At 65.3% G+C, this 21,913-nt stretch carries 19 protein-coding genes; 14 read left to right on the forward strand and 5 right to left on the reverse strand.

The genetic code is table 11. The features are described 5' to 3' along the window. Positions 1–141 precede the first annotated feature (141 nt). From recQ to rfaD, 7 genes are all read left to right on the forward strand, one after another. A complete protein-coding gene (recQ, locus tag D3880_RS07535; protein WP_119892861.1) occupies positions 142–2,271 on the forward strand; it encodes a DNA helicase RecQ in 2,130 nt (709 codons plus the stop codon). A 181-nt stretch (positions 2,272–2,452) separates the two neighbouring features. Further along, positions 2,453–3,613 (forward strand): GGDEF domain-containing protein, encoded by a 1,161-nt coding sequence (locus D3880_RS07540; RefSeq protein ID WP_119892862.1) that lies wholly within the window; start codon positions 2,453–2,455, stop codon positions 3,611–3,613. Then, the gene (locus tag D3880_RS07545; protein ID WP_119895692.1) at positions 3,613–4,629 is read left to right on the forward strand and encodes a DUF2804 domain-containing protein; all 1,017 of its coding nucleotides are present in this window, start codon (positions 3,613–3,615) and stop codon (positions 4,627–4,629) included. Before D3880_RS07540 ends, D3880_RS07545 begins: the two co-directional genes overlap by 1 nt. A 76-nt stretch (positions 4,630–4,705) precedes the next feature. Then, positions 4,706–5,140, forward strand: a complete 435-nt coding sequence (locus D3880_RS07550) for a MarR family transcriptional regulator (protein WP_119892863.1) — start codon at positions 4,706–4,708, stop codon at positions 5,138–5,140. 364 nt (positions 5,141–5,504) lie between these two features. Continuing rightward, complete coding sequence (locus tag D3880_RS07555; protein ID WP_119892864.1) at positions 5,505–7,538, forward strand: motility hub landmark protein FimV; 2,034 nt, start codon at positions 5,505–5,507, stop codon at positions 7,536–7,538. Between the two features lie 472 nt (positions 7,539–8,010). Then, positions 8,011–8,310 carry an Rdx family protein gene (locus tag D3880_RS07560; protein ID WP_119892865.1) on the forward strand — a complete coding sequence of 100 codons (300 nt, stop codon included), beginning with the start codon at positions 8,011–8,013 and terminating at the stop codon, positions 8,308–8,310. 86 nt (positions 8,311–8,396) lie between these two features. Beyond that, positions 8,397–9,401 carry an ADP-glyceromanno-heptose 6-epimerase gene (gene rfaD, locus D3880_RS07565; RefSeq protein WP_119892866.1) on the forward strand — a complete coding sequence of 335 codons (1,005 nt, stop codon included), beginning with the start codon at positions 8,397–8,399 and terminating at the stop codon, positions 9,399–9,401. Between the two features lie 127 nt (positions 9,402–9,528). Here the strand turns inward: rfaD and D3880_RS07570 are convergent, their stop codons facing one another. The 3 genes from D3880_RS07570 to D3880_RS07580 all read right to left on the reverse strand — a co-directional run bounded on the left by D3880_RS07570 (position 9,529) and on the right by D3880_RS07580 (position 11,603). Continuing rightward, entirely contained in the window at positions 9,529–10,407 is an 879-nt protein-coding gene (locus D3880_RS07570; protein ID WP_119895693.1) for a DMT family transporter, read from the reverse strand. 28 nt (positions 10,408–10,435) lie between these two features. Beyond that, a complete protein-coding gene (locus D3880_RS07575) occupies positions 10,436–10,771 on the reverse strand; it encodes a tRNA-binding protein (protein WP_119892867.1) in 336 nt (111 codons plus the stop codon). A gap of 67 nt (positions 10,772–10,838) precedes the next feature. Next, positions 10,839–11,603 carry an AraC family transcriptional regulator gene (locus D3880_RS07580; protein ID WP_119892868.1) on the reverse strand — a complete coding sequence of 255 codons (765 nt, stop codon included), beginning with the start codon at positions 11,601–11,603 and terminating at the stop codon, positions 10,839–10,841. A 136-nt stretch (positions 11,604–11,739) separates the two neighbouring features. Here D3880_RS07580 and D3880_RS07585 point away from each other — a divergent pair, with 136 nt between their 5' ends. Continuing rightward, positions 11,740–12,543, forward strand: coding sequence for a UDP-2,3-diacylglucosamine diphosphatase (locus D3880_RS07585; RefSeq protein ID WP_119892869.1), 804 nt, complete (start codon positions 11,740–11,742; stop codon positions 12,541–12,543). 48 nt (positions 12,544–12,591) lie between these two features. Here the strand turns inward: D3880_RS07585 and D3880_RS07590 are convergent, their stop codons facing one another. Both D3880_RS07590 and D3880_RS07595 read right to left on the reverse strand, forming a co-directional pair. Next, entirely contained in the window at positions 12,592–13,332 is a 741-nt protein-coding gene (locus D3880_RS07590) for a class I SAM-dependent methyltransferase (protein ID WP_162934955.1), read from the reverse strand. A 342-nt stretch (positions 13,333–13,674) separates the two neighbouring features. After that, positions 13,675–14,772 (reverse strand): helix-turn-helix transcriptional regulator, encoded by a 1,098-nt coding sequence (locus D3880_RS07595; RefSeq protein ID WP_119892871.1) that lies wholly within the window; start codon positions 14,770–14,772, stop codon positions 13,675–13,677. Between the two features lie 319 nt (positions 14,773–15,091). Between D3880_RS07595 and D3880_RS07600 the strand changes: the two genes are divergently transcribed. From D3880_RS07600 to D3880_RS07625, 6 genes are all read left to right on the forward strand, one after another. Then, complete coding sequence (locus D3880_RS07600; RefSeq protein ID WP_119892872.1) at positions 15,092–15,517, forward strand: YciI family protein; 426 nt, start codon at positions 15,092–15,094, stop codon at positions 15,515–15,517. Between the two features lie 369 nt (positions 15,518–15,886). Beyond that, a complete protein-coding gene (hppD, locus tag D3880_RS07605) occupies positions 15,887–16,969 on the forward strand; it encodes a 4-hydroxyphenylpyruvate dioxygenase (protein WP_119892873.1) in 1,083 nt (360 codons plus the stop codon). Positions 16,970–17,164: 195 nt separating this feature from the next. Then, entirely contained in the window at positions 17,165–18,298 is a 1,134-nt protein-coding gene (locus tag D3880_RS07610) for a homogentisate 1,2-dioxygenase (protein ID WP_119892874.1), read from the forward strand. 80 nt (positions 18,299–18,378) lie between these two features. Continuing rightward, entirely contained in the window at positions 18,379–19,362 is a 984-nt protein-coding gene (locus D3880_RS07615; protein ID WP_119892875.1) for a fumarylacetoacetate hydrolase family protein, read from the forward strand. A gap of 180 nt (positions 19,363–19,542) precedes the next feature. Beyond that, on the forward strand, positions 19,543–20,199 hold the full coding sequence (gene maiA, locus D3880_RS07620) for a maleylacetoacetate isomerase (protein WP_119892876.1): 657 nt from the start codon (positions 19,543–19,545) through the stop codon (positions 20,197–20,199). Positions 20,200–20,292: 93 nt separating this feature from the next. Beyond that, entirely contained in the window at positions 20,293–21,708 is a 1,416-nt protein-coding gene (locus D3880_RS07625; RefSeq protein ID WP_119892877.1) for an amino acid permease, read from the forward strand. The last annotated feature ends 205 nt before the right edge of the window (positions 21,709–21,913 follow it).

Raw genomic sequence — 21,913 nt, forward strand, 5'->3', positions numbered from 1 at the left:
ATGGGCGTCGACCTCTGCTGGCGAGCGCTCGCGTATACTGCGCGGCTTTATCGGGGCACCTGTCCGGGCCGATTGGGCGGACGTTAACCGAGGCCTGGGGGACGGGTCTGCCTGCGCCGATTTTCCGAACCTGGGGTTTCTATGCTCGCACCGGCTCTACGCATCCTCAAAGACGTTTTCGGCTACGACAGCTTCCGTGGTCGCCAGGCGGCGATCATCGAGCGGGTGGCGAGCGGCGGCGATGCCCTGGTCTTGATGCCCACCGGCGGCGGCAAGTCGCTGTGCTTCCAGGTGCCCGGCCTGTTGCGCGAAGGGCTGACGGTGGTGGTCTCGCCGCTGATCGCGCTGATGGACGACCAGGTCGCCACGCTCGACGAATTGGGTGTGGCCGCCGTGGCGCTGAACTCCAGCCAGAGCGCCGAGGAGCAGCGCAACATCGCCGAGCGCCTGCGCCGTGGCGAGATCAAGCTGCTCTACCTGGCCCCTGAGCGGCTGGTGCAACCGCGCATGCTGGGTTTCCTGCAACAGCTGAAGATCGCCCTGTTCGCCATCGACGAAGCCCATTGCGTGTCGCAGTGGGGGCATGACTTCCGGCCCGAATACCTGCAGCTGGGCCAGCTCGCCGAACTGTTTCCCGAGGTGCCGCGCATCGCCCTGACCGCCACGGCGGACATGCGCACCCGCGAGGAGATCGTCCAGCGCCTGCATCTGCAGAATGCCGAGCGTTTTCTCTCCAGCTTCGACCGGCCGAACATCTTCTACCGCATCGTGCCCAAGGATCAGCCGCGCAAGCAGCTGCTCGGCTTTCTCGCCGAGCGCAAGGGCGATGCCGGCATCGTTTATTGCCTGTCGCGCAAGAAGGTCGACGAAGTCGCGGCCTTCCTCAGCGAACAGGGTTTCCCGGCGCTGCCCTATCACGCCGGTCTGGCCAGCGATCTGCGCGCTTATCACCAGAAACGTTTCCTCAACGAGGAAGGGCTGATCATGGTGGCGACCATCGCCTTCGGCATGGGCATCGACAAGCCCAACGTGCGCTTCGTCGCCCACCTCGACCTGCCCAAATCGCTGGAAGCCTATTACCAGGAAACCGGCCGCGCCGGCCGCGATGGTCTGCCCGCCGACGCCTGGATGGCCTATGGCCTGCAGGACGTGCTGCTGCTCAAGCAGATGCTGCAGAACTCCGAGGGCGACGAGCGCCACAAGCGCCTGGAGCAGCACAAGCTCGACGCCATGCTCGGCCTCTGCGAGCTGGTCGCCTGCCGGCGCCAGGCGCTGCTGGCTTATTTCGACGAGGAGCTGGCGCAGCCCTGCGGGCATTGCGACAACTGCGTCGACGAGGTGCAGACCTGGGACGCCACCGAGCCGGCGCGCCAGGCGCTGTCGGCGATCTACCGCAGCGGCCAGCGCTACGGCGTCGGTCATCTGGTCGACATCCTGCTCGGCCGCGACAACGACAAGGTGCGCGGTCTCGGCCATCAGCACCTGTCGGTGTTCGGCGTCGGCAAGGCGCTGGCCGAAGGCGAATGGCGTTCGCTGTTCCGCCAGCTGGTCGCCCGCGGCCTCGCCGATGTCGATCTGGAAGGCTATGGTGGCCTGCGTTTGAGCGACAGCTGCCGGGCGCTGCTGCGCGGCGAGGTCAACCTGCAGTTGCGCCGCGATCTCAAGCCGCAGCAGGCCGGCAAGACAGCGACCAAGAGCGCCGCCAGCCAGCTGGTGCGCGGCGACGAACGCGACCTGTGGGAAGCCTTGCGCGCGCTGCGGCGCAAGCTGGCGGAAGAGCATGCGGTGCCGCCGTACGTCATCTTCCCCGACTCCACCCTGCTGGAAATGCTCCGCAGCCAGCCCGGTTCGCTGGCCGAGATGGCCCAGGTCAGCGGCGTCGGCGCGCGCAAGCTGGAACGCTACGGCGCGGCCTTCCTCGAGGTGTTGAATGGCGCGGTGGAGACGCCCACGGTGGTGGTCGATCTGCGCCACGAGCTGATCAGCCTGGCCCGCGCCGGCATGACCCCGACGCAGATCGCCGGGCAGCTCAAGTGCAGCGAGAAGAATGTCTACAGCCTGCTGGCCGAGGCCATCGGCCGCCAGCAGCTGTCGCTGGAACAGGCCCTGGACTTACCGGAAGACCTGCTCGGCGAGATCCAGGACGCCTTCCTCGACGGCGAGGGCGAGTTGCCGCCGGTGGCGGCGCTGAGCGAGCAGTTTGCCGGCCGCGTGGCGGAAGGTGTGCTGTATTGCGTGCGGGCGGCGCTGCAGGCGGAATTCGAGGTCTGAGAACTTGTTTGGGATCTGCTGCGCGTCGGCCATACGGCGTTGAAAATGGTCTTGGCTCGCGAGATCCAAGCAGGTTCTGAACCCTGGGCTCGCCAATCGGCTGACGTAGCCAAACGACAAACTTGTGACGTTCGTCCCAAGCGGATATGGTGTCACTAGGCCTCCAGAAGAAGAGGTAAGAGTGACAACCCACCAAGCCTGGCTGGACGATGTCCGTCCCAATCCCTATGCCGATCAGCTCGCCAGCGGCTTTCGCCGCTTGCGCTTCGTCCGTCCGCTGGAGCGCGAATACCGCCTCTACATGCAGGATGACGCCTTCGACCTCAAGCGCATCGCGCTCGGCGTGGGGTTGCTGGTGTGGCTGGCGTTCGCCGCTCTGGACTTCTTCCTGATCGCGACTGGCGAGCGCTGGTGGATGTTGACGATCCGCCTCGGCGTGCTGGCCTTGCTGCTGGTCTGCGCTCTGCTGCTGGCGCTGCGCCGGCATACCCATCTGCTGGTGCCGCTGAGCCTGACTTGCATCCTCGCCCCCGGGCTCGGCGCCGCCGCGGTGGTGGCGGTCGCCCACACGGTCGACCCCAGCTATCCCTACGAGGGGCTGTTGCTGATCTGCATGGCCGCCTATTTTCTGGTCGGTTTGCGCCTGTCCGAGGCGCTGGCCAGTTCGCTGGTGGTGCTGCTCGGCTATGTCGGCTTCGAACTGCTGTCCGGTTTGCCGATTCCTCGACTGATCAACAACGTCTTGTTCCTACTGTTCGGCAACCTGATGGGGCTGGTGGGCTGCTACCTGCTGGAGTACAAGTCGCGCGAGCATTTCCTCATCAGCCGTCTGATGCGCGTGCTGGCCGAGCGCGACAGCCTGACCAGCCTGCACAATCGGCGCAGTTTCAACCGTCAGCTGGAGCGCCTGTGGCGCCAGGCCCAGCGCGAGCAACTGAGCCTGGCGTTGCTGCTGTGCGATATCGATCACTTCAAGGCCTACAACGACTGCTACGGCCACCAGGCCGGCGACGGCGTGTTGCGCCGCGTCGGCGCCGTGCTCAGCGACGCGGCGCGGCGGCCGCTGGACATGGCCGTGCGTCTCGGTGGCGAGGAGTTTGCCGTGCTGCTCTACGGCATCAGCCAGGAGCAAGCGCTGCAACATGCGGAGGAGCTGCGCGCGGCGCTGGCGGCGCTGAACATCCGCCATGAGCGTTCCGAAACCGCGGCCATGGTGACCATGTCCATTGGCGTCGCCAGCATGAGTCCGGGCGACGGCGGCGAGTTCAGCCTGCTCTATGAGCATGCCGACCGGGCGCTGTACGAGGCCAAGGCGTTCGGCCGCAATCAGGTGGTGGCGTGATCGACAAGCTGATTCAGGCCAATGGTCAGCCGCACTACGGCCTTTTCGCGCAGGCGCCTGGTGAAATCAATTACCGCGATTTCGACTTCCGCTCGCCCATGGGTCGACGTCTCGGGGCGCTGGCCAAGTGGCGGCGTTTTCATCAATTCCAGTATTTCGGCCTGATCAGCGAACAACTGATCGGCGGCTGCGCCCTGGCCAATCTGAGCCTGGCGGGGATCGGCTTCGTCTACCTGTTCCATCCCGCCAGCGGGCGGATGATCGAGCGCCAGTTCAAGCTGCCGCTGGGTTTCGGCACGCGCTTTTCGCAGCGACCGAACGACGGTGTCTGCGAGCTGCGCAGCGGGCGCAACCGCCTGCGTCTGGAAAACCACGGCGCGACGCTGGAGAAGCGCCTGCTGGTGGAACTGGACGACGGCACCCACATCGATGCCGGCTTCAGCGAAGCGCAGCCTGCCTTCCAGCCGATGTGCCTGAATACGCCGACCGCGGTGAATGGCTGGGTCTATGCGCAGAAGGTCGCCGGCGTGCGTTGCACCGGGCAGGTGCGCAGCACCCTCGGTGACTTCGACCTGGCTGCGCTCGAGGCCTTCGCCCATCACGATTGGTCGGCCGGCTACATGCGTCCGGAAACCTGCTGGAACTGGGCCTGCCTGTCTGGCCGAGCGGGTGCGCAGCGGGTCGGCTTGAACCTGTCCTGCGGGGTCAACGAAACCAGCTTCACCGAGAACTGCTTCTGGCTCGATGGCGAGCTGATCAAGGTCGACACGGTGCGCTTCGACTTCGACCGCGACCAGCCATTGCGGCCCTGGCGCATGGCTTCCTTCGATGGTCAGGTGGAGCTGCAATTCGAGGCGCGGGGCCTGCATCAGGAGCGGATGAACCTCGGCGTGATGGCCAGCAACTTCAAGCAGATCTTCGGCCAGTTTCGCGGGGTATTGCGACCGCGCCGGCGTCCGGAGGTGGTGATCGACAACCTGTGGGGCTTTGTCGAGGATCAGTACGTGAAGTGGTGAGAGCCTTGCCCTGCACTTTGCGGTTGTGGTTAGCTCGCTAATAATTAGCTTCAGCGATTTTCCAGAGCCTTACCCGATGCCTCAGTTCGATCAACACCGTTTTGGTATGCAGTTGGCCCACCTATCCCGCGCCTGGCGCGCCGAGCTGGATCGGCGTCTGGCCGGGCTCGGGCTGTCACAGGCACGCTGGCTGGTGCTGATGCATCTGTCCCGTTTCGCGGAACTGCCGACGCAGCGCGAGCTGGCGCAGAGCGTCGGTGTCGAGGGGCCGACCCTGGCACGCCTGCTCGACAGCCTGGAGACTCAGGGGCTGGTCTGCCGTCAAGCGGTCGCGGAAGACCGGCGTGCGAAGAAAATCGCCCTGCAGGCCAAGGCCCTGCCGCTGATCGAGCAAATCGAAGCCATCTCCAGCCAGTTGCGCGAAGAGCTGTTCACCGGCATCGATCAGGACCAGCTGATTCTCTGCCAGCAAGTGCACGCGCGGATCATCAGCAATCTCGAACGGCTCTGAAAGCGTTCGGCAGGCTTGTCGCCAAATTCCTGACTGGCTAGCGCCGGCGATTTCGCCGACCAGCGGATTGTCACTTTATTGACTGTCTGCGCGCTGGAGCGTGTATCATGCCCTCGCGCATATGATGCCAAATCGCCATAACTTCGGCAGTCCCGGCATCAGCGTCCATACTCAGTCACTGGCCGGGCAACAGGATCGTTCCCCGCCGCAAGGTTTTCGCTGCAACGTCTGTTCGCGCCGCTCAAGGAAGGCTCCGTAGAAGGAGAGCGGGCGCAGCGTGCGAGCCGGAATATAGGGAGGTCGCATGGCTCGGGTTCGTCAACTCCTGCTCACGCTCGCTACAGGGTCTCTGCTGTACCCCGGCATGGCGTCGGCTTTAGGGCTGGGCGACATCAGCCTGCATTCGGCACTCAATCAGCCGCTCGATGCACAAATCCAACTGCTCGAACCCGGCGATCTGAGCAGCCATGAGGTGATCGTCCGCCTGGCGTCGCCAGACACCTACGAGCGCCTCGGCGTCGAGCGCTTCTTGTTCCTCAATGACCTGCGTTTCACCCCGGTTCTGCGCGGCCGTGGCAGCGTGATTCGCGTGGTGTCGAGCAAACCGGTGCGCGAGCCGTATCTGAATTTCATCGTCGAAGTGGTGCGCCCCAACGGCCATCTGCTGCGCGAATACACCTTGCTGCTCGATCCGCCCGGGTCGGCGGCCTACAACGCGCTTGCCGCGCCGCAGCCACTGCCGGCGCCCGTGGCTCAGGCGCCGCGCCGCGAGCCGACGCCGCGTCCGGCGCCGGCTGCCGTGCAAGGCAAGCAATATGCGGTGCGGGCCGGCGACAGCCTGTGGAGCATCGCCCGCCGCGTGCGCGCGGCCGACAGCCCGCTGTCGTTGCCGGAACTGATACAGGGCATCCATGCGCTCAACCCCAGAGCCTTCGTGGGCGGTGACAGCGATCGCCTGATCGCCGGCAAGACCCTGCTGCTGCCCGACGCTGCCATGCCGCATGAAAGTGCCGCTGCGGTTGTTACCCCGGCCGAGCAGAATAGTGAACCGGCCGCGGCGAGTGCGCCGCCGCCCGCGCCTGCGGACACCGCCAGCCTGCAGCAGCTGAGCGAGGCGCAGCGGCGTCTGGAGCAGGAGTTGGCCAACCAGGCCACGGAAAACCTGCAGCTGCAGCAGGGTATCGCCGAGTTGCACCTGAAACTGGGGAGTCTCGAGCAGCAGCTGAGCAGCAAGGACCAGCAGGTTGCCGAGCTGCAGGCCCAACTAGCGCAAGCAGATCGGCAGGCACCTGCGGGCAGCCAGGTTGAGGCACCCGCCAGTACTGCGGCAGCCCCGGCCGTTGCCCAGCAACCTGCGGCGCCGGCGTCGAAGGGCTTCAGCCTGGCCTGGCTGGGCGCGTTGCTGGCGTTGTTGGTCGGTGCGCTGTTGCCCCTGCTGCTGCGCCGCCGCCAGCGTGCCCAACCGCAGCCGGCCGAGCCCATGCCCCAGGCGCCGGTCACCGCCGAAGAGCCGTTGCTGCTGGAGCAGATCCGGCCTGCGACTCCCACTCTGGCCGTGGCGCCGGTGCGCAATCCGGCGGCGCCGACCGATGCCATCGAAGGCGCCGATCTGTACATCGCCTACGGCCGCTACGGGGCGGCGCTGAGCCTCTTGCGCAAGGCTGCGCACAAGCAGCCGCAGCGCACCGAGGTGCAACTGCGCCTGCTGGATGTGCTCGGGCAGATGGGCGATGCGGCCGGTTTCAGCCGCCAGCTCGCGGTGCTGGCTGGCCTGGGTGTCGGCACGGCGCTGATTGAGCCAATCCAGGCCCGTTATCCGCAGTTGGAGAGCGCCGCACCTGGCGCCGAGTTGGACGATGCTGTGCTGCTGCCCGACGAGCCGCCCGCCGCCGCAGCTCAACCCGCGGAAGCGGCGGACGAGTTTCCGCTCAACCTCGATGATCTGACCCTGGATGCCGACTGGGATCTGGTCAGCCCCTTCGCCAGCGAGCAGACACCGCGCGGAAAGTCCGCGACAGAGCGGTCCGTGTTGCTCGATGCGGACTTCCACTCCAACCTCGATGAGCTGCCCGAGGTACAGGAACTGACGATGGATGCGGACAGCCTCAGTCCGTTTGGCGAGCCGCTGCTGATCGATGCCGTGCCGAGCGATGAAACGCTGGACGAGGAGTTTCTCGACGTATTCGCCGACCCCGAGCTGAACCAGGCGCAGGCGCCCAGCGGCGACCTCGAACACCTGGCCGGCGATCAGTCCAACATGGCCAAGCTCGACCTGGCGCTGGCCTACATCGACCAGGGCGACATGGACAGCGCCTGCGACATCCTCAATGAGGTGATCAGCGATGGCAACCTGCTGCAGAAGCAGGAAGCGCGAGCTCTGCTGGCGCGCATCGCCTGATTGGCTTGCCCCGCCAGCAAACGCCGCGCCGGAGACTGTGCGGCGTTTTGCTGTCTGGGGCCAGTAGCCTGGATGCAACCCGGGGAAGCAGGCCACTCCGCCCAGCACCCAGGTGTCCGGCCCGGCGCCGAACGCCTTGTCCAGCTGCAATTGCCATTGCCGGTAGCCGGCATCCGAGCCGAGTGACTCGTCGTACTTGCGCAGGTCGCGGCAGAGGCCCTCGCCGCTATAGGGGAAGTTGACGTTGTCGAGGGTGCCGAAGGAATACTTCAGTTCGTAGTCACCCCTGGTTGCGAATGCCTTGCTCTTCCGGGGCCTTCAGCACGCCGATATGGCTGAGCCCGCGGGCGGCGCCGCCGGACAGTGGGATCAGCAGCAGAGCAGACACGCATAACGCTTCCTTGATCATTCCCGGATATGGGCCGTGGGCGGGCGTTATTATAGGTGTCCGCCCCATGCCAGAGCCTTCGCCATGCCCAGCGCTGCACTCAGTAAACCCGAGATCGTCATCACCTACTGCACCCAGTGCCAATGGCTGCTGCGCGCCGCCTGGCTGGCGCAGGAGCTGCTGTCCACCTTCGCCGACGACCTCGGCAAAGTCAGCCTGGAGCCGGGCACCGGCGGGGTGTTTCGTATCAGCTGTGATGGCGTGCAGCTCTGGGAGCGCAAGGCCGACGGCGGCTTCCCCGAGGCCAAGATGCTCAAACAGCGGGTGCGAGACCAGATCGACCCCGAGCGCGATCTCGGCCATAGCGACCGACGAGCGGAATAGCGGGATTCCCGACCATTGCCCTGGGTCAAGGGATGCGGGCCTGGCTTCGGTAGCCTGAGCTGTATCCCAACCTCCCAGGACTGGCCATGAGTATCATCGTTACCGGTGCCGCCGGCTTTATCGGCAGCAACCTCGTCAAGGCGCTGAACGAGCGTGGCGAAACCGAGATCATCGCGGTGGACGATCTCACCGAAGGCGACAGGTTTCGCAACCTGGTCGACTGCGAGATCAGCGACTACCTGGACAAGCGCGACTTCCTTGCCCGCTTCGCCCGCGGCGACTGCGGCGTGGTGCGCGCGGTGTTCCATCAGGGCGCCTGCTCCAGCACCCTGGAAGGCGACGGCCGCTTCATGATGGACAACAACTACCGCTACAGTTGCGAGCTGCTCGACGCCTGCCAGGCGCTCAGCGTGCCGTTCCTCTACGCCTCGTCGGCGGCGGTGTATGGCGGCGGCCAGGTGTTCCGCGAAAGCCGCGAGTTCGAGCGGCCGCTGAACGTCTATGGCTACTCCAAGTTCCTCTTCGACCAGCGCGTGCGCCGCCTGCTGCCGCAGACCCGCAGCCAGATCGTCGGGCTGCGCTACTTCAACGTCTACGGCCCGCGCGAGACGCACAAGGGGCGCATGGCCTCGGTGGCGTTCCATTGCTTCAAGCAGTTCCGCGAGAACGGCAAGGTCAGGCTGTTCGGCGATTACGACGGCATCGCCGGCGGCGAGCATCGGCGCGATTTCGTCTCGGTGGAGGATGTCGCCAAGGTCAATCTGCACTTCTTCGAGCGGCCGCACAGTTCAGGGATCTTCAACCTCGGCTCCGGCGTGGCGCAGCCGTTCAACGACGTGGCGGTGAGCATGGTCAACAGCCTGCGCGCCCAGGACGATCTGCCGCCGATCAGCCGCGAGGCGATGGTCGAGCAGGGTGTGCTCGAGTACAGCGAATTCCCCGACGCCCTGCGCGGCAAGTACCAGAGCTTCACCCAGGCCGGCCTCGAACTGCTGCGCGAGGCCGGCTATCACCAGCCGTTCCTGCGCGTGGAGCAGGGTGTCGAGCGCTATTGCCGCTGGTTGCTGGCGCAGCCGCAAGCCGTGGTTTGAGCCCTGGAGGGTGGAGAGCCGCGAGGAGTGCCTGAACGCCGCTCGTAGGATGGGTTGAGCCTGCAATACCCATCACCCGCGCCGATGGGTATCGCTGCGCTCAACCCATTCTACGGGGCTGAACCGCTCAGACCACGACTGGCTTGGCTTTGCCGGCGCTGGCCAGGCGCGCAGTCAGGACGCTGGCCATGACGATCAGCACGCCGCCGGCCAGCATGCGCAGGGTCGGCTGTTCGTGGAACAGCAGCCAGGCGATGCTGATGCCATAGACCGGCTCGAGGGCGAAGATCACCGAGGTGGTGCGGGCCTTGAGCACCCGCAGGCTGGCGACGAACAGGCCGTGGGCGAGGCCGGTGCAGAACACCCCGAGCAGGCCGATCCACAGCCAGTCGGATGCTTGCACTGTGGGAAGGGTGCTGGCGGCGAAGGGCAGCAGGCAGACGGCGATGGTCAGGTTCTGCCAGAGCGCCGCCTGCACCGGGTCGAGGCCGCGGGTGCTGACCCGGTTGAGCAGTGACAGCAGGGCGAACAGCAGGCCGGACAGTATCCCCCAGAGCAGCCCTTGAGTCGCTTCGCTGGCCAATTCGAAGTGCGGCGTCACCAGAACCAGGCCCAGGCACACCAGGCCGACGCTGAGAAACTCCTGCCAGTGCAGGCGTTCGCGGAACAGCAAGCCTTCCAGCAGCAGCGTGAAGGCTGGGAAGCTGGCGAAGCCGAGGGTGGCGATGGCAACCCCGGAGATCTTCACCGAGTGAAAGAAGGTCAGCCAGTGCGCGCCCAGCAGCAGGCCGCCGAGGCTCAGCAGCAGGTGCTGACGCAGGCTCGGCCGCGGACCGCCGCTGCCGCCGATCAGGCGGGCGAATAGGCCGAGGGCGAGCACGGCGAACAGCGCACGACCACAGGTGATCATCAGCGGGCTGGTCTGCGCCAGTTTGCCGAGCACGCCGGTGAGGCCGAACAGGAAGGCCCCGAGGTGGATGGCCAGCAGGGCGTGGCGCTGTTGCATCAGCTGTTCTTCCGGGCGCTCGCCAGCTTCAAGCCAGGCGTGCGCCATTGGGCAAAGGGTTGTCGAAGCTGGCCAACACCACCCGCTCCTGTTCGTCATAGGCACCGGTGACCAGCACCTCCGAGCGTACTCCGGCGATGGCTTTCGGCGCGAAATTGCACACGCACAGGACCTGGCGGCCGATCAGCGCGTCGGCCTGATAGAGCGCGGTGATCTGCGCGCTGGAGGTCTTCAGCCCCAGCGGGCCGAGGTCGACTTCCAGCACATAGGCGGGCTTGCGCGCCTTAGCATTGGGGTAGGCCTTGCGGATGGTGCCGACGCGCAGTTCGACGCGCTCGAAGTCCTGCCATTCGATGTTCTGCATAGCGATCCCTGTCGGTGACTGAATGTCCGCAGTCTAGGAACGGCGTCCGGCTTTGTCTGTCGCCGGGCTAGCGCGATTTGTCGCGCGCCTCGCGGCGCAACTCGCGCGGGGTGGCGCCGAGCTGGCGGACGAGGGCGGCGGTGAAGGCGCTCTGTGAACTGTAGCCGACCCGGCTGGCGATCTCGCCGACCGCCAGTTGGGTGTCGCGCAACAGTTGCGCGCCCAGTTGCAGGCGCCGTTGGCGCACGTAGTCCATCGGCGTTTGCCCGCTTTCGGCGAGGAAACGGGCATGGAAGCGCGCGCCAGACAGCCCGGCCAGGCGCGCCAGGTCGGCGACCTGCAGTGGGTGGGCGGCATGCCTGTCGATATGCGCATCCAGTGCGGCCAGCGGCAGGCGGGCGGCGGTCGCGGGCCTGGGCGTGTCGGCGCTGAGGCTGGCGAGCAGCAGGGCGGCACCCTGACGGGCGATCACCGGATCGTCGATCGGGCCGGCGGCCAGCCAGTCGACCAGCTGATGCTGCGCCGGGCCCAGGTTGTGGGTATGCGGCCGTTCGAGCAGACGCAGGCCGTTGTCGGCATGCACGCCTAGGCTGTCGCACAGCCAGTTGGCGGACGGTACGTCGAGCACCAGGCACAGGCTGCCGCCGGGGCTGCCGCAGGCATGCCGGGTGGCGGCCGGCACCACGGCCAAGCTGTGGCGCAGCACCTGGCTGCCGCGCCCGTCCATTTCGAGCTCCAGGCGGCCGCTGAGGCCGAACACCAGTTGCGCGTGGGCATGGCTGTGGGCGATCAGCTCATGGCTGTAGTGACGCAGAGAGAGGATCGAATTCATCGCGGTTTCCTCGACCAAGGCGTGCAGTCTACCCGCTGGGCGGCGTGCGTGGCGCTGTCATCAGGCTGTCGTTTGACGGTCATGCGGCGTTCACCGTGGGCGGGCAAGCTCGGCGAAAACCCGCTGGAGTCCCTTCATGAGCAGCGCAGAGTTGAGCAAGCCCGGCCGCAAGCAACGCGTGCGCACCCTGTGGATCTCGGATGTGCACCTCGGCACCCGCGACTGCCAGGCCGAGCACCTGGCGACGTTCCTCAAGCGCTACCAGGCCGACAAGGTTTACCTGGTCGGCGACATCATCGACGGCTGGCGCCTGCGCAGCGGGGTGTTCTGGCCGCAGGCGCATACCAACGTGATCCGCCGCCTGCTGACCATGAGCAAGCGTGGCACCGAGGTGATCTACGTCACCGGCAACCACGACGAGTTCCTGCGCGGCTACTCCAGCCTGGTGCTGGGCAATATCCAGCTGGTCGACGAGGCCGAGCACCGCACCGCCGACGGCCGCCGGCTGCTGGTGATCCATGGCGACCAGTTCGACGTGATCACCTGCTACCACCGCTGGCTGGCGTTTCTCGGTGACTCGGCCTACGAGCTGACGCTGACCCTCAACCGTTGGCTCAACCACTGGCGGCGGCGTTACGGCTATGGCTACTGGTCGCTGTCGGCCTACCTCAAGCAGCGGGTCAAACGGGCGGTGAACTTCATCAGCGACTTCGAGCAGGCAATCGCCCACGAATGCGTCAAGCGCGGCTTCGACGGCGTGGTCTGCGGGCACATCCACCACGCCGAGATGTGCCGGGTCGGCGAGGTCGAGTACCTCAACTGCGGCGATTGGGTGGAGTCCTGCACGGCGCTGATCGAGCACCTGGATGGCAGCATCCAGCTGTACCGCTTGGCCGAGGATCAGACTCGACAGCAGGCGGAACTGGCGGCGCTGGCTTGAGGCCTGTCAGGCCGGCGCTGTTGGCCGGGTGCAGCCGCAGGCCAGTGCTCAGCCGTAGCGCACCGCTTCCAGAAAGGCGATGCGCCGGCCGATGTCGTGGATGACCCGAGCGCTGGCGATGTCGTTGTAGTCGATGCCCAGCAGCAGAGCGAATAGCTGCGCGTCGCGGCGATAGTGCGGCCGCCAGTCCAGCAGCCCCTCGAGATAGCCGATGCCGGCGATGCGGGTGCGGAAGTTGCCGAGCAACAGCTTGCCGCCGGGCTTGAGCGCATGGAACAGCCGCATGGCCAGTTGCACGCCGGTGCGATCCTCGAGATGGTCGCAGAGGCCCGCGGAGTACACCAGGTCATATCGGCTCAGTTGCAGTTGGCCGCTCAACAACTGCCCCAGGCTGCCATGGCAGGTCCGCACGCCGCGCGGGCCGTAGGCCGCATCCACGACTCGCAGGCACTCCTTGTCCGGGTCGAACACCAGGATTTCGCCGAACTGGCCATGCCGAACCGCCCGCGAGAGCTCCGCCTCGCGGAAGTGGCCGCCACCGATGCACAGAATTCGCGCCTCTGCGCCGCGGCGCAGGCAGGTGTCGTCGATGGCTCTGGCGATCATCCGCCGCCGGCAGCGCAGGGCGCGCGCGGCAGGCGAGTTGGTGGCGTAGTCGAACAGCTGCTGCCGGCGCCCATCCGGCGCATCGTCCAGTGCGCCGTTGTCGATGCCGTACAGATAGTCGAGCAGCACGGCATTGCCCAGGCGTTGCGGCGTAGCCTGCAGCTGTCGTTGAGGGAAGGGCACGACATTGTCTGGCGGGAGCTGAGGGTGGGGGGATGATTTCGGCTGCATGATCTCGTCCACGTCTCTACACCTTTGCTAACTGCGCGGGGTGGCCCGAAAGGGTGGGTGCTTTACCCGACAAGCTAGTGCTTCGAGATCGGTCTGCCATCATTCAGATGAATGAAAGCCGGCGGATATTTTGCTTAAGGCGACAGCCGGACGCGTTGACCGCCGCGCTCTGCCGTGCGGCTTGCGTGGCCGCCAGCAAAGGTTGAGGGAGGCTCAAGGACAGCTGCCAGTGGCGCAGACGCCTGTGAAATGGCGGCTTCAGCTGGGCAGGCTGTAGCGCCGAACGCCGTCGGCTCAGCCGTGATTGATGCGCAGGAACAGATTCACCAGTTCCGTCTGCCGCTCGGTCTCAGTCTTGCGGAACAGCGCGCGCAGCTGGCTGCGCACGGTGTTGATGCTCACCCCCAGCTTGGCGGCGCAGTGCTCCGGGCTGAGACCCTGGGCCAGCAGTTCGGCCAGGCGGCGTTCGGCCGGGGTGAGCTGGAAGATTTCCGCCAGCAGTTGGCCGCGCGGTTCGTTGTGCAGCAGGGCGACCAGCGCCAGCGGTTTCACCTGCACCGGCGCGAACGCCGCATGGGCCGGCACCGGGGTGATCAGCAGTTCGCTGCCGCCGCTGTCCGGCAGTTGCAGCCAGCCCGCGCGGGCCGGCCCTTGGTGCTCAGTCGCACGGCGGATCAGCAGCTTCAACTGAGGCTCACGCGTTTTCGCCTTCAGCAGGCCATGCTTGACTTGCAGCGGGCAGCCGAACTGGCCGAGGCGCCGCTCCGCCGCACTGTTGTGGTAGAACACCCGGCCACTCTCGTTGACCAGCCACAGCGGGGTGCGCTGCTGGTCGAGCAGCAGGTCGCGGTGTTGCCGCTCCAGCACCAGAGCGTTGATTTGACTGGCCATCTGGCCGGCGAGGACCAAATGGGGAGTCAGGCGTTGCAGGAGTTCGCGCTGTTTGGCGCTGGTCAACCTGGCGTCCCGCTGAGTCAGTAGACTCAGGTAGATGCCCACCTGGCCCCGCTCGTGGAGTTTGAGGCACGACGTGCTGTGCAGGTTGAAGGGACGGTACAGCTCCTGGTAGTAGGGGTCCCTGCTCATCCGCTCCAGCCCCAGGTCGCGGATGTCGTGGTACCAGTAGCCAACTGGGCTGTCTGCGGTGAAGTCGCGGCCGGGATCGAGGTTGCAGTAATAGTTGTTGTAGGACTCGATGCTGGCTGGGTCGAGCAGATTGACGCCGGTCAGCTGGGGGCCCATCTGGTGCTGGTCCCAGAACAATAAGGTGCCCTGCTGATGTCCGGTAGCGGGCATCAGGCGCTCCAGCAGGGGCTGCCAGGCGGATTCGTCCAGCACACACTGGTAAATGAGCGCGACCAGTTCGTCATACAGCTTTTCTTGGCGACTCATGGCGATTGCCCACCTGTCTGCGTGGAGCCTGTTGGCGCGAGGGCGCCATTTCTGGCCCCGGGCCATCATTGCCAATGCGCAGGGCATGCGCAACTTGCAGGGGATGAATGACGTCTGTCGGCGCCGATTGCCTGAACTTTAGGCATGCCGGTCGGCTAGCCAGTGGCCGTCCGCCGATGCCCAGCGAGATGAAGATTCGGGCGTCTGTCGATTTCCTCGCCGGCCGTTCGACTACTGTTCAGAACCACACTTTCGGTTCGCAGCTAGCCGCATGGCGCACCCGGCATGCGGCCCCCTGACCCTATAAGGAGAAACGACGATGCGTTTTATGGTGATAGTCAAGGCCACCCAGGATTCCGAGGCCGGCGTGATGCCCAGCGAGGAGCTGCTGGCGGCGATGGGCCGCTATAACGAGGAACTGGCTGCCGCGGGTGTGATGCTTGCTGGCGAGGGTCTGCACCCCAGCGCGAAGGGCGCCCGGGTGCGCTTCTCCGGCAGCCAGCGCAGCGTGACCGACGGGCCCTTTATCGAAACCAAGGAGCTGATTGCCGGCTTCTGGATCTTCCAGGTGGCTTCGCTGGAGGAGTGCATCGACTGGGTCAAGCGCTGTCCCAATCCGATGCCCGGCGAGTCCGAGATCGAGATCCGCCAGGTGTTCGAGGCCGAAGATTTCGGCGCCGAGTTCACCCCCGAACTGCGCGAGCAGGAAGCGCGCCTCCGTGCACAGATCGCCGACAAGACGTGAGCCGGGAGGTGATGCCGGCAGTTTCCATTGCCGGCCTGGCGGCCGGTCGGTGGGTTACGCCTTCGGCTAACCCTCCCTATGCGAGGCCATATAACACGCAACTAGGGGATAGCTTTAGACAAGGGTGCCGAATATGCGGCGGCATCTGAGCGCACCACTCTGTAATAAATTCGTTACGGAGACTTGGCGGCGAGATGGACAAACGGTAGTGCTGAGAGTGGTGTAAGGAATACTTGCCGGAAGTGGGGTTGTGCGCCTATTTGGCGCCCTGCGGGCGGCTTGAGGGCGGCCTGAACCTCGGTTGTTATGAAGTTATCCACGTCGCCGCTGATGCTGGCGACGAGCCGATAACAACAACCAGGAGGTTGGATGAACGCCGTGGTCAAGATCGAGCAACACAATCCTATCGGTACCGACGGCTTCGAGTTCGTCGAATACACCGCGCCGACGCCAGAAGGCATTGAGCAGCTGCGCCAGCTGTTCACCGCCATGGGTTTCACCGAAACCGCCAAGCATCGTTCCAAGGAAGTTTTCCTGTTCCAGCAGAACGACATCAACTTCGTCCTCAACGGCAGCCCGACCGGGCATGTGCGCGAATTCGGCCTTAAACATGGGCCGAGTGCCTGCGCCATGGCCTTCCGGGTGAAGAATGCGGCGCAGGCCGCCGCCTATGTCGAGTCCCAGGGCGCCACGCTGGTCGGCAGCCATGCCAACTTCGGCGAGCTGAACATTCCCTGTGTCGAGGGTATCGGCGGCTCGCTGCTGTACCTGGTTGACCGCTACGGCGACAAATCCATCTACGACGTCGACTTCGAGTTCATCCCGGGCCGCAGCGCCAATGACAACGCCGTCGGTCTGCGCGAAATCGACCACCTGACCCACAACGTCAAGCGCGGGCAGATGGACACCTGGGCCGGCTTCTACCAGCGCATCGCCAACTTCCGCGAGATTCGTTACTTCGACATCGAGGGCAAGCTCACCGGCCTGGTCTCCCGGGCGATGACCGCACCGTGCGGCAAGATCCGCATCCCGATCAACGAGTCGGCAGACGAGCATTCGCAGATCGAGGAGTTCATCCGTGAGTATCACGGCGAGGGCATCCAGCACATCGCCCTGGCCAGCGACGACATCTACGAGACGGTACGCAAGCTGCGCGCCAATGGCGTGGACTTCATGCACACGCCGGACACCTATTATGAAAAGGTCGACCAGCGCGTCGCCGGCCACGGCGAGCCTACGGCCACGCTGCGCGAGCTGAGCATCCTGCTCGACGGCGCGCCGGGGGATGACGGCATCCTCCTGCAGATCTTCACCAACACGGTGATCGGCCCGATCTTCTTCGAGATCATCCAGCGCAAGGGCAACCAGGGCTTCGGCGAGGGCAACTTCAAGGCGCTGTTCGAGTCGATCGAGGAAGACCAGATTCGTCGCGGCGTGCTGAAGGCGGACTGAAGGACGGAACCCCGTAGTGTGGGTTAGCGGCGCAGTGTGCGGACTCGAATCAACCGCAGGACCCGTGCGCCGCGTAACCCACCGAGCGGAGTTTGAACCTGGCTGCTGGGTTACGGCGCGAAAGGCAGAAGGGTAGGACTGAAGGCCCCTGCTACGCGCCTAACCCACCCTACGTTAGCTTTGGAGGCCTCCCTGATGAGCCGCAAATGGATCAGCTTTCCCATCCGCGAGGGCGACTGCTCGCGCCAGGCGCACTGCGACCTGCCGACCGGCACCTACGAGCGCGAGATGGGCCGCGAGGGCTTCTTCGGCCCGACCGCGCACCTGCACCACAAGCATCCGCCGACCGGCTGGGTCGACTGGCAGGGGCCGTTGCGCCCGCATGCGTTCAACTTCAACCGGATCGCCAGCGAGCGCGACTGCCCGCTGCAGGCGCCGCTGGCGTTGCACAACGGCGACCTCAAGCTGCGCGTGTGGAAGACCCACGGCGCCATGCGCCATCTGGTGCGCAACGCCGACGGCGACGAGCTGCTATTCGTCCACGAGGGCGCCGGGCACTTCTACTGCGACTTCGGCCATCTGGAATACCGCGACGGCGACTACCTGATGATTCCGCGCGGCACCGCCTGGCGAATAGAGCCCGTGCAACCGACCTTTATGCTGCTGATCGAGAGCACCGACGGCGCCTACATGCTGCCGGAGAAGGGTTTGGTCGGCCCGCAGGCGATCTTCGATCTGGCGGTGCTCGAGCACCCGCGCCTGGACGATGCCTTCAAGGCGCAGCAGGACGAGAACCCCTGGCAGGTGCGGATCAAGCGGCGCAACCAGATCAGCACCGTGACCTATCCCTACAACCCGCTGGATGTGGTCGGCTGGCATGGCGACAACACCGTGGTGCGCCTCAACTGGCGCGACATCCGCCCGCTGATGAGCCATCGCTACCACCTGCCGCCGTCGGCGCACACCACCTTCGTCGCCAACGGCTTCGTGGTCTGCACCTTCACTCCGCGCCCGGTGGAGAGCGACCCCGGCGTGCTCAAGGTGCCGTTCTTCCACAACAACGACGACTACGACGAAGTGCTGTTCTATCACCGCGGCAACTTCTTCAGCCGCGACAACATCGAGGCGGGGATGGTCACCCTGCATCCCTGCGGTTTCCCCCACGGCCCGCATCCGAAGGCGCTGAAGAAGAGCCAGGAGAATCCGGCGACCTTCGCCGACGAGGTGGCGGTGATGATCGACGCCCGCCATGCCCTGGAGATTGGCGAGGCGGCCGCCGGCGTGGACGTGCCCGAGTACGTGAATTCCTGGCGGGCGCCGGGGGCGTAGCGCCAGGCTCACGCCGGACAACTCCCTCACTCATTTATGGGAGAGGGGAGAACAACACAGAATCTCAAGAAGGTTGAACGATGAAACTCGCATCCCTGAACCAAGGCCGTGACGGCGTGTTGATCGTGGTGTCTCGTGATCTCGGTCGCGCGGTGAAAGTCCCGCAGATCGCCGCCACTCTGCAAGCCGCGCTGGACGATTGGGCGAATACGCGTCCGCGTCTGGAGGCGGTCTACCAGCGCCTCAACGATGGCCTGGAGGAGGGTGCCTTCGCCTTCGAGCAGAGCGCCTGCCACAGCCCGCTGCCGCGTGCCTTCCACTGGGCCGACGGAAGCGCCTATGTCAACCATGTCGAGTTGGTACGAAAGGCGCGTGGGGCGGAGATGCCGGAAAGTTTCTGGCACGAGCCGCTGATGTATCAGGGCGGTTCGGATACCTTCATGCCGCCGCATGCGCCGATCGAAATGGCCGATGAGGCCTGGGGCATCGACCTCGAGGCGGAAATTGCGGTCATCACCGACGACGTGCCGATGGGCGCGACGCCGGCCGAGGCCGCCGGGCATATCCAGCTGCTGATGCTGGTCAACGACGTGTCGCTGCGCAACCTGATCCTCAGCGAGCTGGCCAAGGGCTTCGGCTTCTACCAGAGCAAGCCATCGTCGAGTTTCTCGCCGGTGGCGCTGACTCCCGACGAGTTGGGCGATGCCTGGAAGGATGGCAAGGTGCATCGGCCGCTGGTCTCGCACATCAACGGTCGGCTGTTCGGCCAGCCGGATGCCGGGGTCGACATGACCTTCAACTTCCCCACCCTGGTGGCCCACGCCGCCAAGACCCGGCCGCTGGGCAGCGGCAGCATCATCGGTTCGGGCACGGTGTCCAACTACGACCGCCTCGTCGGCTCCAGCTGTCTGGCGGAGAAGCGTATGCTGGAAATCGTCGAGAGCGGCGAAGCGACAACGCCGTTCCTCAAGTTCGGCGATCGGGTGCGCATCGAGATGTTCGACGACCAGGGCCAGAGTATTTTCGGCGCCATCGACCAGACTGTGGAGAAATACCAGCCCTAAGCGACAAGTTCGCAGGATGGGTTGCCGTTGTCGTAGCTCGGATGCAATCCGGGCTACGTTTGGCGCTGAGGTCCTTTGCGAGCCGTAGGATGGGTTGAGCTTGCGATACCCATCAACCTCGCCGATGGGTATCGCAAGCTCAACCCATCCTACAAGTCTGCAAAACAAGGGAGACTGTCGATGCTGACGCTCTATTCCTACTGGCGCTCCAGCGCCGCCTACCGGGTGCGCATCGCCCTCAACCTCAAGGGCCTGGCCTATAAGCAAGTCCCTGTGCACCTGGTTCGCGATGGCGGCCAGCAGCATGCGCCCGAGTACCTGAAGCTCAACCCACAGGGCCTGGTGCCGCTGCTGGTGGATACCGGCAACGGCGGCGCCGAGGCGCGTATCGCCCAGTCGCTGGCGATCCTCGAATACCTCGACGAGGTGTTCCCGGTGCCGGCGCTGCTGCCGGGCGATCCCGCGCAGCGCGCCCAGGTGCGCGCGTTGGCGCTGCATATCGCCTGCGACATCCATCCGCTCAACAACCTGCGCGTGCTGCAGTACCTGACCGCCGAGCTGGGCGTTGCCGATGCGGCGAAGGAGGCCTGGTACCGGCACTGGGTCGAAACCGGCCTGGCCGCGCTGGAACAGGGCCTGGCGCGACTGCCCGGTCGTCTTTCCCTCGGCCAGCGCCCGGGCTATCTGGAAGCCTGCCTGATTCCGCAGGTGTACAATGCCCGGCGTTTTAACTGTGACCTCAAGCCATACCCACGCATCCTCGACGTCGTCGCCCGCTGTGAAAACCTGGACGCCTTCCGCAACGCGGCGCCCGAGCAACAGCCCGATGCCGAATAGGGGCCAGGCCGATCGGCCAACCTGAATTCCGCAGCCATAAGCATGCGGGTCCCATCTCGTCACAGCTAAAAACAACAAAGGACAGGTGACGTAATGACGCGTGAAATTCTGCACCAGGGCGAGCTCAAGCGCGGCCTGAAGAATCGCCATATCCAGTTGATCGCCTTGGGCGGGGCGATCGGCACCGGGCTGTTCCTCGGCTCGGCGGGGGTGCTCAAGTCGGCCGGGCCGTCGATGATCCTCGGCTACGCCATCGCCGGCTTCATCGCCTTCCTGATCATGCGCCAGCTCGGCGAGATGATCGTCGAGGAGCCGGTGGCCGGCTCCTTCAGCCACTTCGCCCACCAGTACTGGGGCGGCTACGCGGGCTTTCTCTCCGGCTGGAACTACTGGGTGCTCTACGTGCTGGTCGGCATGGCCGAACTGACGGCGGTGGGCAAGTACGTGCAGTTCTGGTGGCCGGAGATCCCCACCTGGGTCAGTGCGGCGGTGTTCTTCGTGCTGGTCAACGCGATCAACCTGACCAACGTCAAGGTGTTCGGCGAGACCGAGTTCTGGTTTGCGATCATCAAGGTGGTGGCGATCATCGGCATGATAGTGCTCGGCTGCTACCTGCTGGCCAGCGGCACCGGCGGACCGCAGGCCTCGGTCAGCAACCTGTGGAACCACGGCGGCTTCTTCCCCAACGGCGTCAGCGGCCTGCTGATGGCCATGGCCTTCATCATGTTCTCCTTCGGCGGCCTGGAGCTGGTCGGCATCACCGCCGCCGAGGCCAGCGAACCGAAGAAGGTGATCCCCAAGGCCATCAACCAGGTGGTCTACCGCATCCTGATCTTCTATGTCGGTGCCCTGGCCGTGCTGCTCTCGCTGTATCCCTGGGACCAGTTGCTGGCGACCATCGATGCCTCCGGCGACCCCTACAGCGGCAGCCCGTTCGTGCAGATCTTCTCGCTGATCGGCAGTGACACCGCGGCGCACATCCTCAACTTCGTGGTCCTCACCGCCGCGCTGTCGGTCTACAACAGCGGCGTCTACAGCAACAGCCGCATGCTCTACGGCTTGGCCGAGCAGGGCGATGCGCCGAAGGCGATGATGAAGCTGAACAAGCGCGACGTGCCGGTGCTGGCCATCGGCGTGTCGGCGCTGTTCACCCTGCTGTGCGTGGTGGTCAACTACGTGGCCCCGCAGGAGGCGCTGGAGCTGCTGATGGCGCTGGTGGTGTCGGCGCTGGTGATCAACTGGGCGATGATCAGCCTGGCCCACCTGAAGTTCCGCAAGGCCATGCAAGCCAAGGGCGTCGAGCCGTCGTTCAAGGCCTTCTGGTACCCGTTCAGCAACTACCTGTGCCTGGCCTGGGTGGCGCTGATCCTCGGCGTGATGCTGCTGATTCCGGGCATCCGCGTCTCGGTCTATGCCATTCCGTTCTGGCTGGCGTTCATCTGGGTCTGCTATCGCCTGCGTCTGGCCAGGGGCAGGAGTCGCTCGGTCAACCCTTCGGCGGCGGAGTGAGATCGCGCCTCTGCGCGCGCAGGGGCGCCTCAGAACCTGTTTCGGATCTCGCGAGCTAGAGCGAGACAAGGCAAAAACAGCCGAAGAAGCGCAGTTTACGAGTTGTAAATGAGCATTCTGAGGCTGTTTTTAACGCTGTATCGCCGACGCGCAGCAGATCCGAAACAGGTTCTCAGGGGCCGCGGATCAGCCGTGCAGGGCGGAT

It is taken from the genome of Pseudomonas cavernae, assembly GCF_003595175.1.
In the GTDB taxonomy this organism is placed as follows: Bacteria; Pseudomonadota; Gammaproteobacteria; order Pseudomonadales; family Pseudomonadaceae; genus Aquipseudomonas; species Aquipseudomonas cavernae.

What these genes read in the sequence shown, in the direction of transcription:
- recQ (WP_119892861.1), top strand. Translation starts at nt 142, where the DNA reads ATGCTCGCACCGGCTCTACGCATCCTCAAAGACGTTTTCGGCTACGAC.
- D3880_RS07550 (WP_119892863.1), top strand. Translation starts at nt 4,706, where the DNA reads ATGCCTCAGTTCGATCAACACCGTTTTGGTATGCAGTTGGCCCACCTA.
- D3880_RS07555 (WP_119892864.1), top strand. Translation starts at nt 5,505, where the DNA reads ATGGCGTCGGCTTTAGGGCTGGGCGACATCAGCCTGCATTCGGCACTC.
- D3880_RS07560 (WP_119892865.1), top strand. Translation starts at nt 8,011, where the DNA reads ATGCCCAGCGCTGCACTCAGTAAACCCGAGATCGTCATCACCTACTGC.
- rfaD (WP_119892866.1), top strand. Translation starts at nt 8,397, where the DNA reads ATGAGTATCATCGTTACCGGTGCCGCCGGCTTTATCGGCAGCAACCTC.
- D3880_RS07570 (WP_119895693.1), bottom strand. Translation starts at nt 10,407, where the DNA reads ATGCAACAGCGCCACGCCCTGCTGGCCATCCACCTCGGGGCCTTCCTG.
- D3880_RS07575 (WP_119892867.1), bottom strand. Translation starts at nt 10,771, where the DNA reads ATGCAGAACATCGAATGGCAGGACTTCGAGCGCGTCGAACTGCGCGTC.
- D3880_RS07580 (WP_119892868.1), bottom strand. Translation starts at nt 11,603, where the DNA reads ATGAATTCGATCCTCTCTCTGCGTCACTACAGCCATGAGCTGATCGCC.
- D3880_RS07585 (WP_119892869.1), top strand. Translation starts at nt 11,740, where the DNA reads ATGAGCAGCGCAGAGTTGAGCAAGCCCGGCCGCAAGCAACGCGTGCGC.
- D3880_RS07595 (WP_119892871.1), bottom strand. Translation starts at nt 14,772, where the DNA reads ATGAGTCGCCAAGAAAAGCTGTATGACGAACTGGTCGCGCTCATTTAC.
- D3880_RS07600 (WP_119892872.1), top strand. Translation starts at nt 15,092, where the DNA reads ATGCGTTTTATGGTGATAGTCAAGGCCACCCAGGATTCCGAGGCCGGC.
- hppD (WP_119892873.1), top strand. Translation starts at nt 15,887, where the DNA reads ATGAACGCCGTGGTCAAGATCGAGCAACACAATCCTATCGGTACCGAC.
- D3880_RS07610 (WP_119892874.1), top strand. Translation starts at nt 17,165, where the DNA reads ATGAGCCGCAAATGGATCAGCTTTCCCATCCGCGAGGGCGACTGCTCG.
- D3880_RS07615 (WP_119892875.1), top strand. Translation starts at nt 18,379, where the DNA reads ATGAAACTCGCATCCCTGAACCAAGGCCGTGACGGCGTGTTGATCGTG.
- maiA (WP_119892876.1), top strand. Translation starts at nt 19,543, where the DNA reads ATGCTGACGCTCTATTCCTACTGGCGCTCCAGCGCCGCCTACCGGGTG.
- D3880_RS07625 (WP_119892877.1), top strand. Translation starts at nt 20,293, where the DNA reads ATGACGCGTGAAATTCTGCACCAGGGCGAGCTCAAGCGCGGCCTGAAG.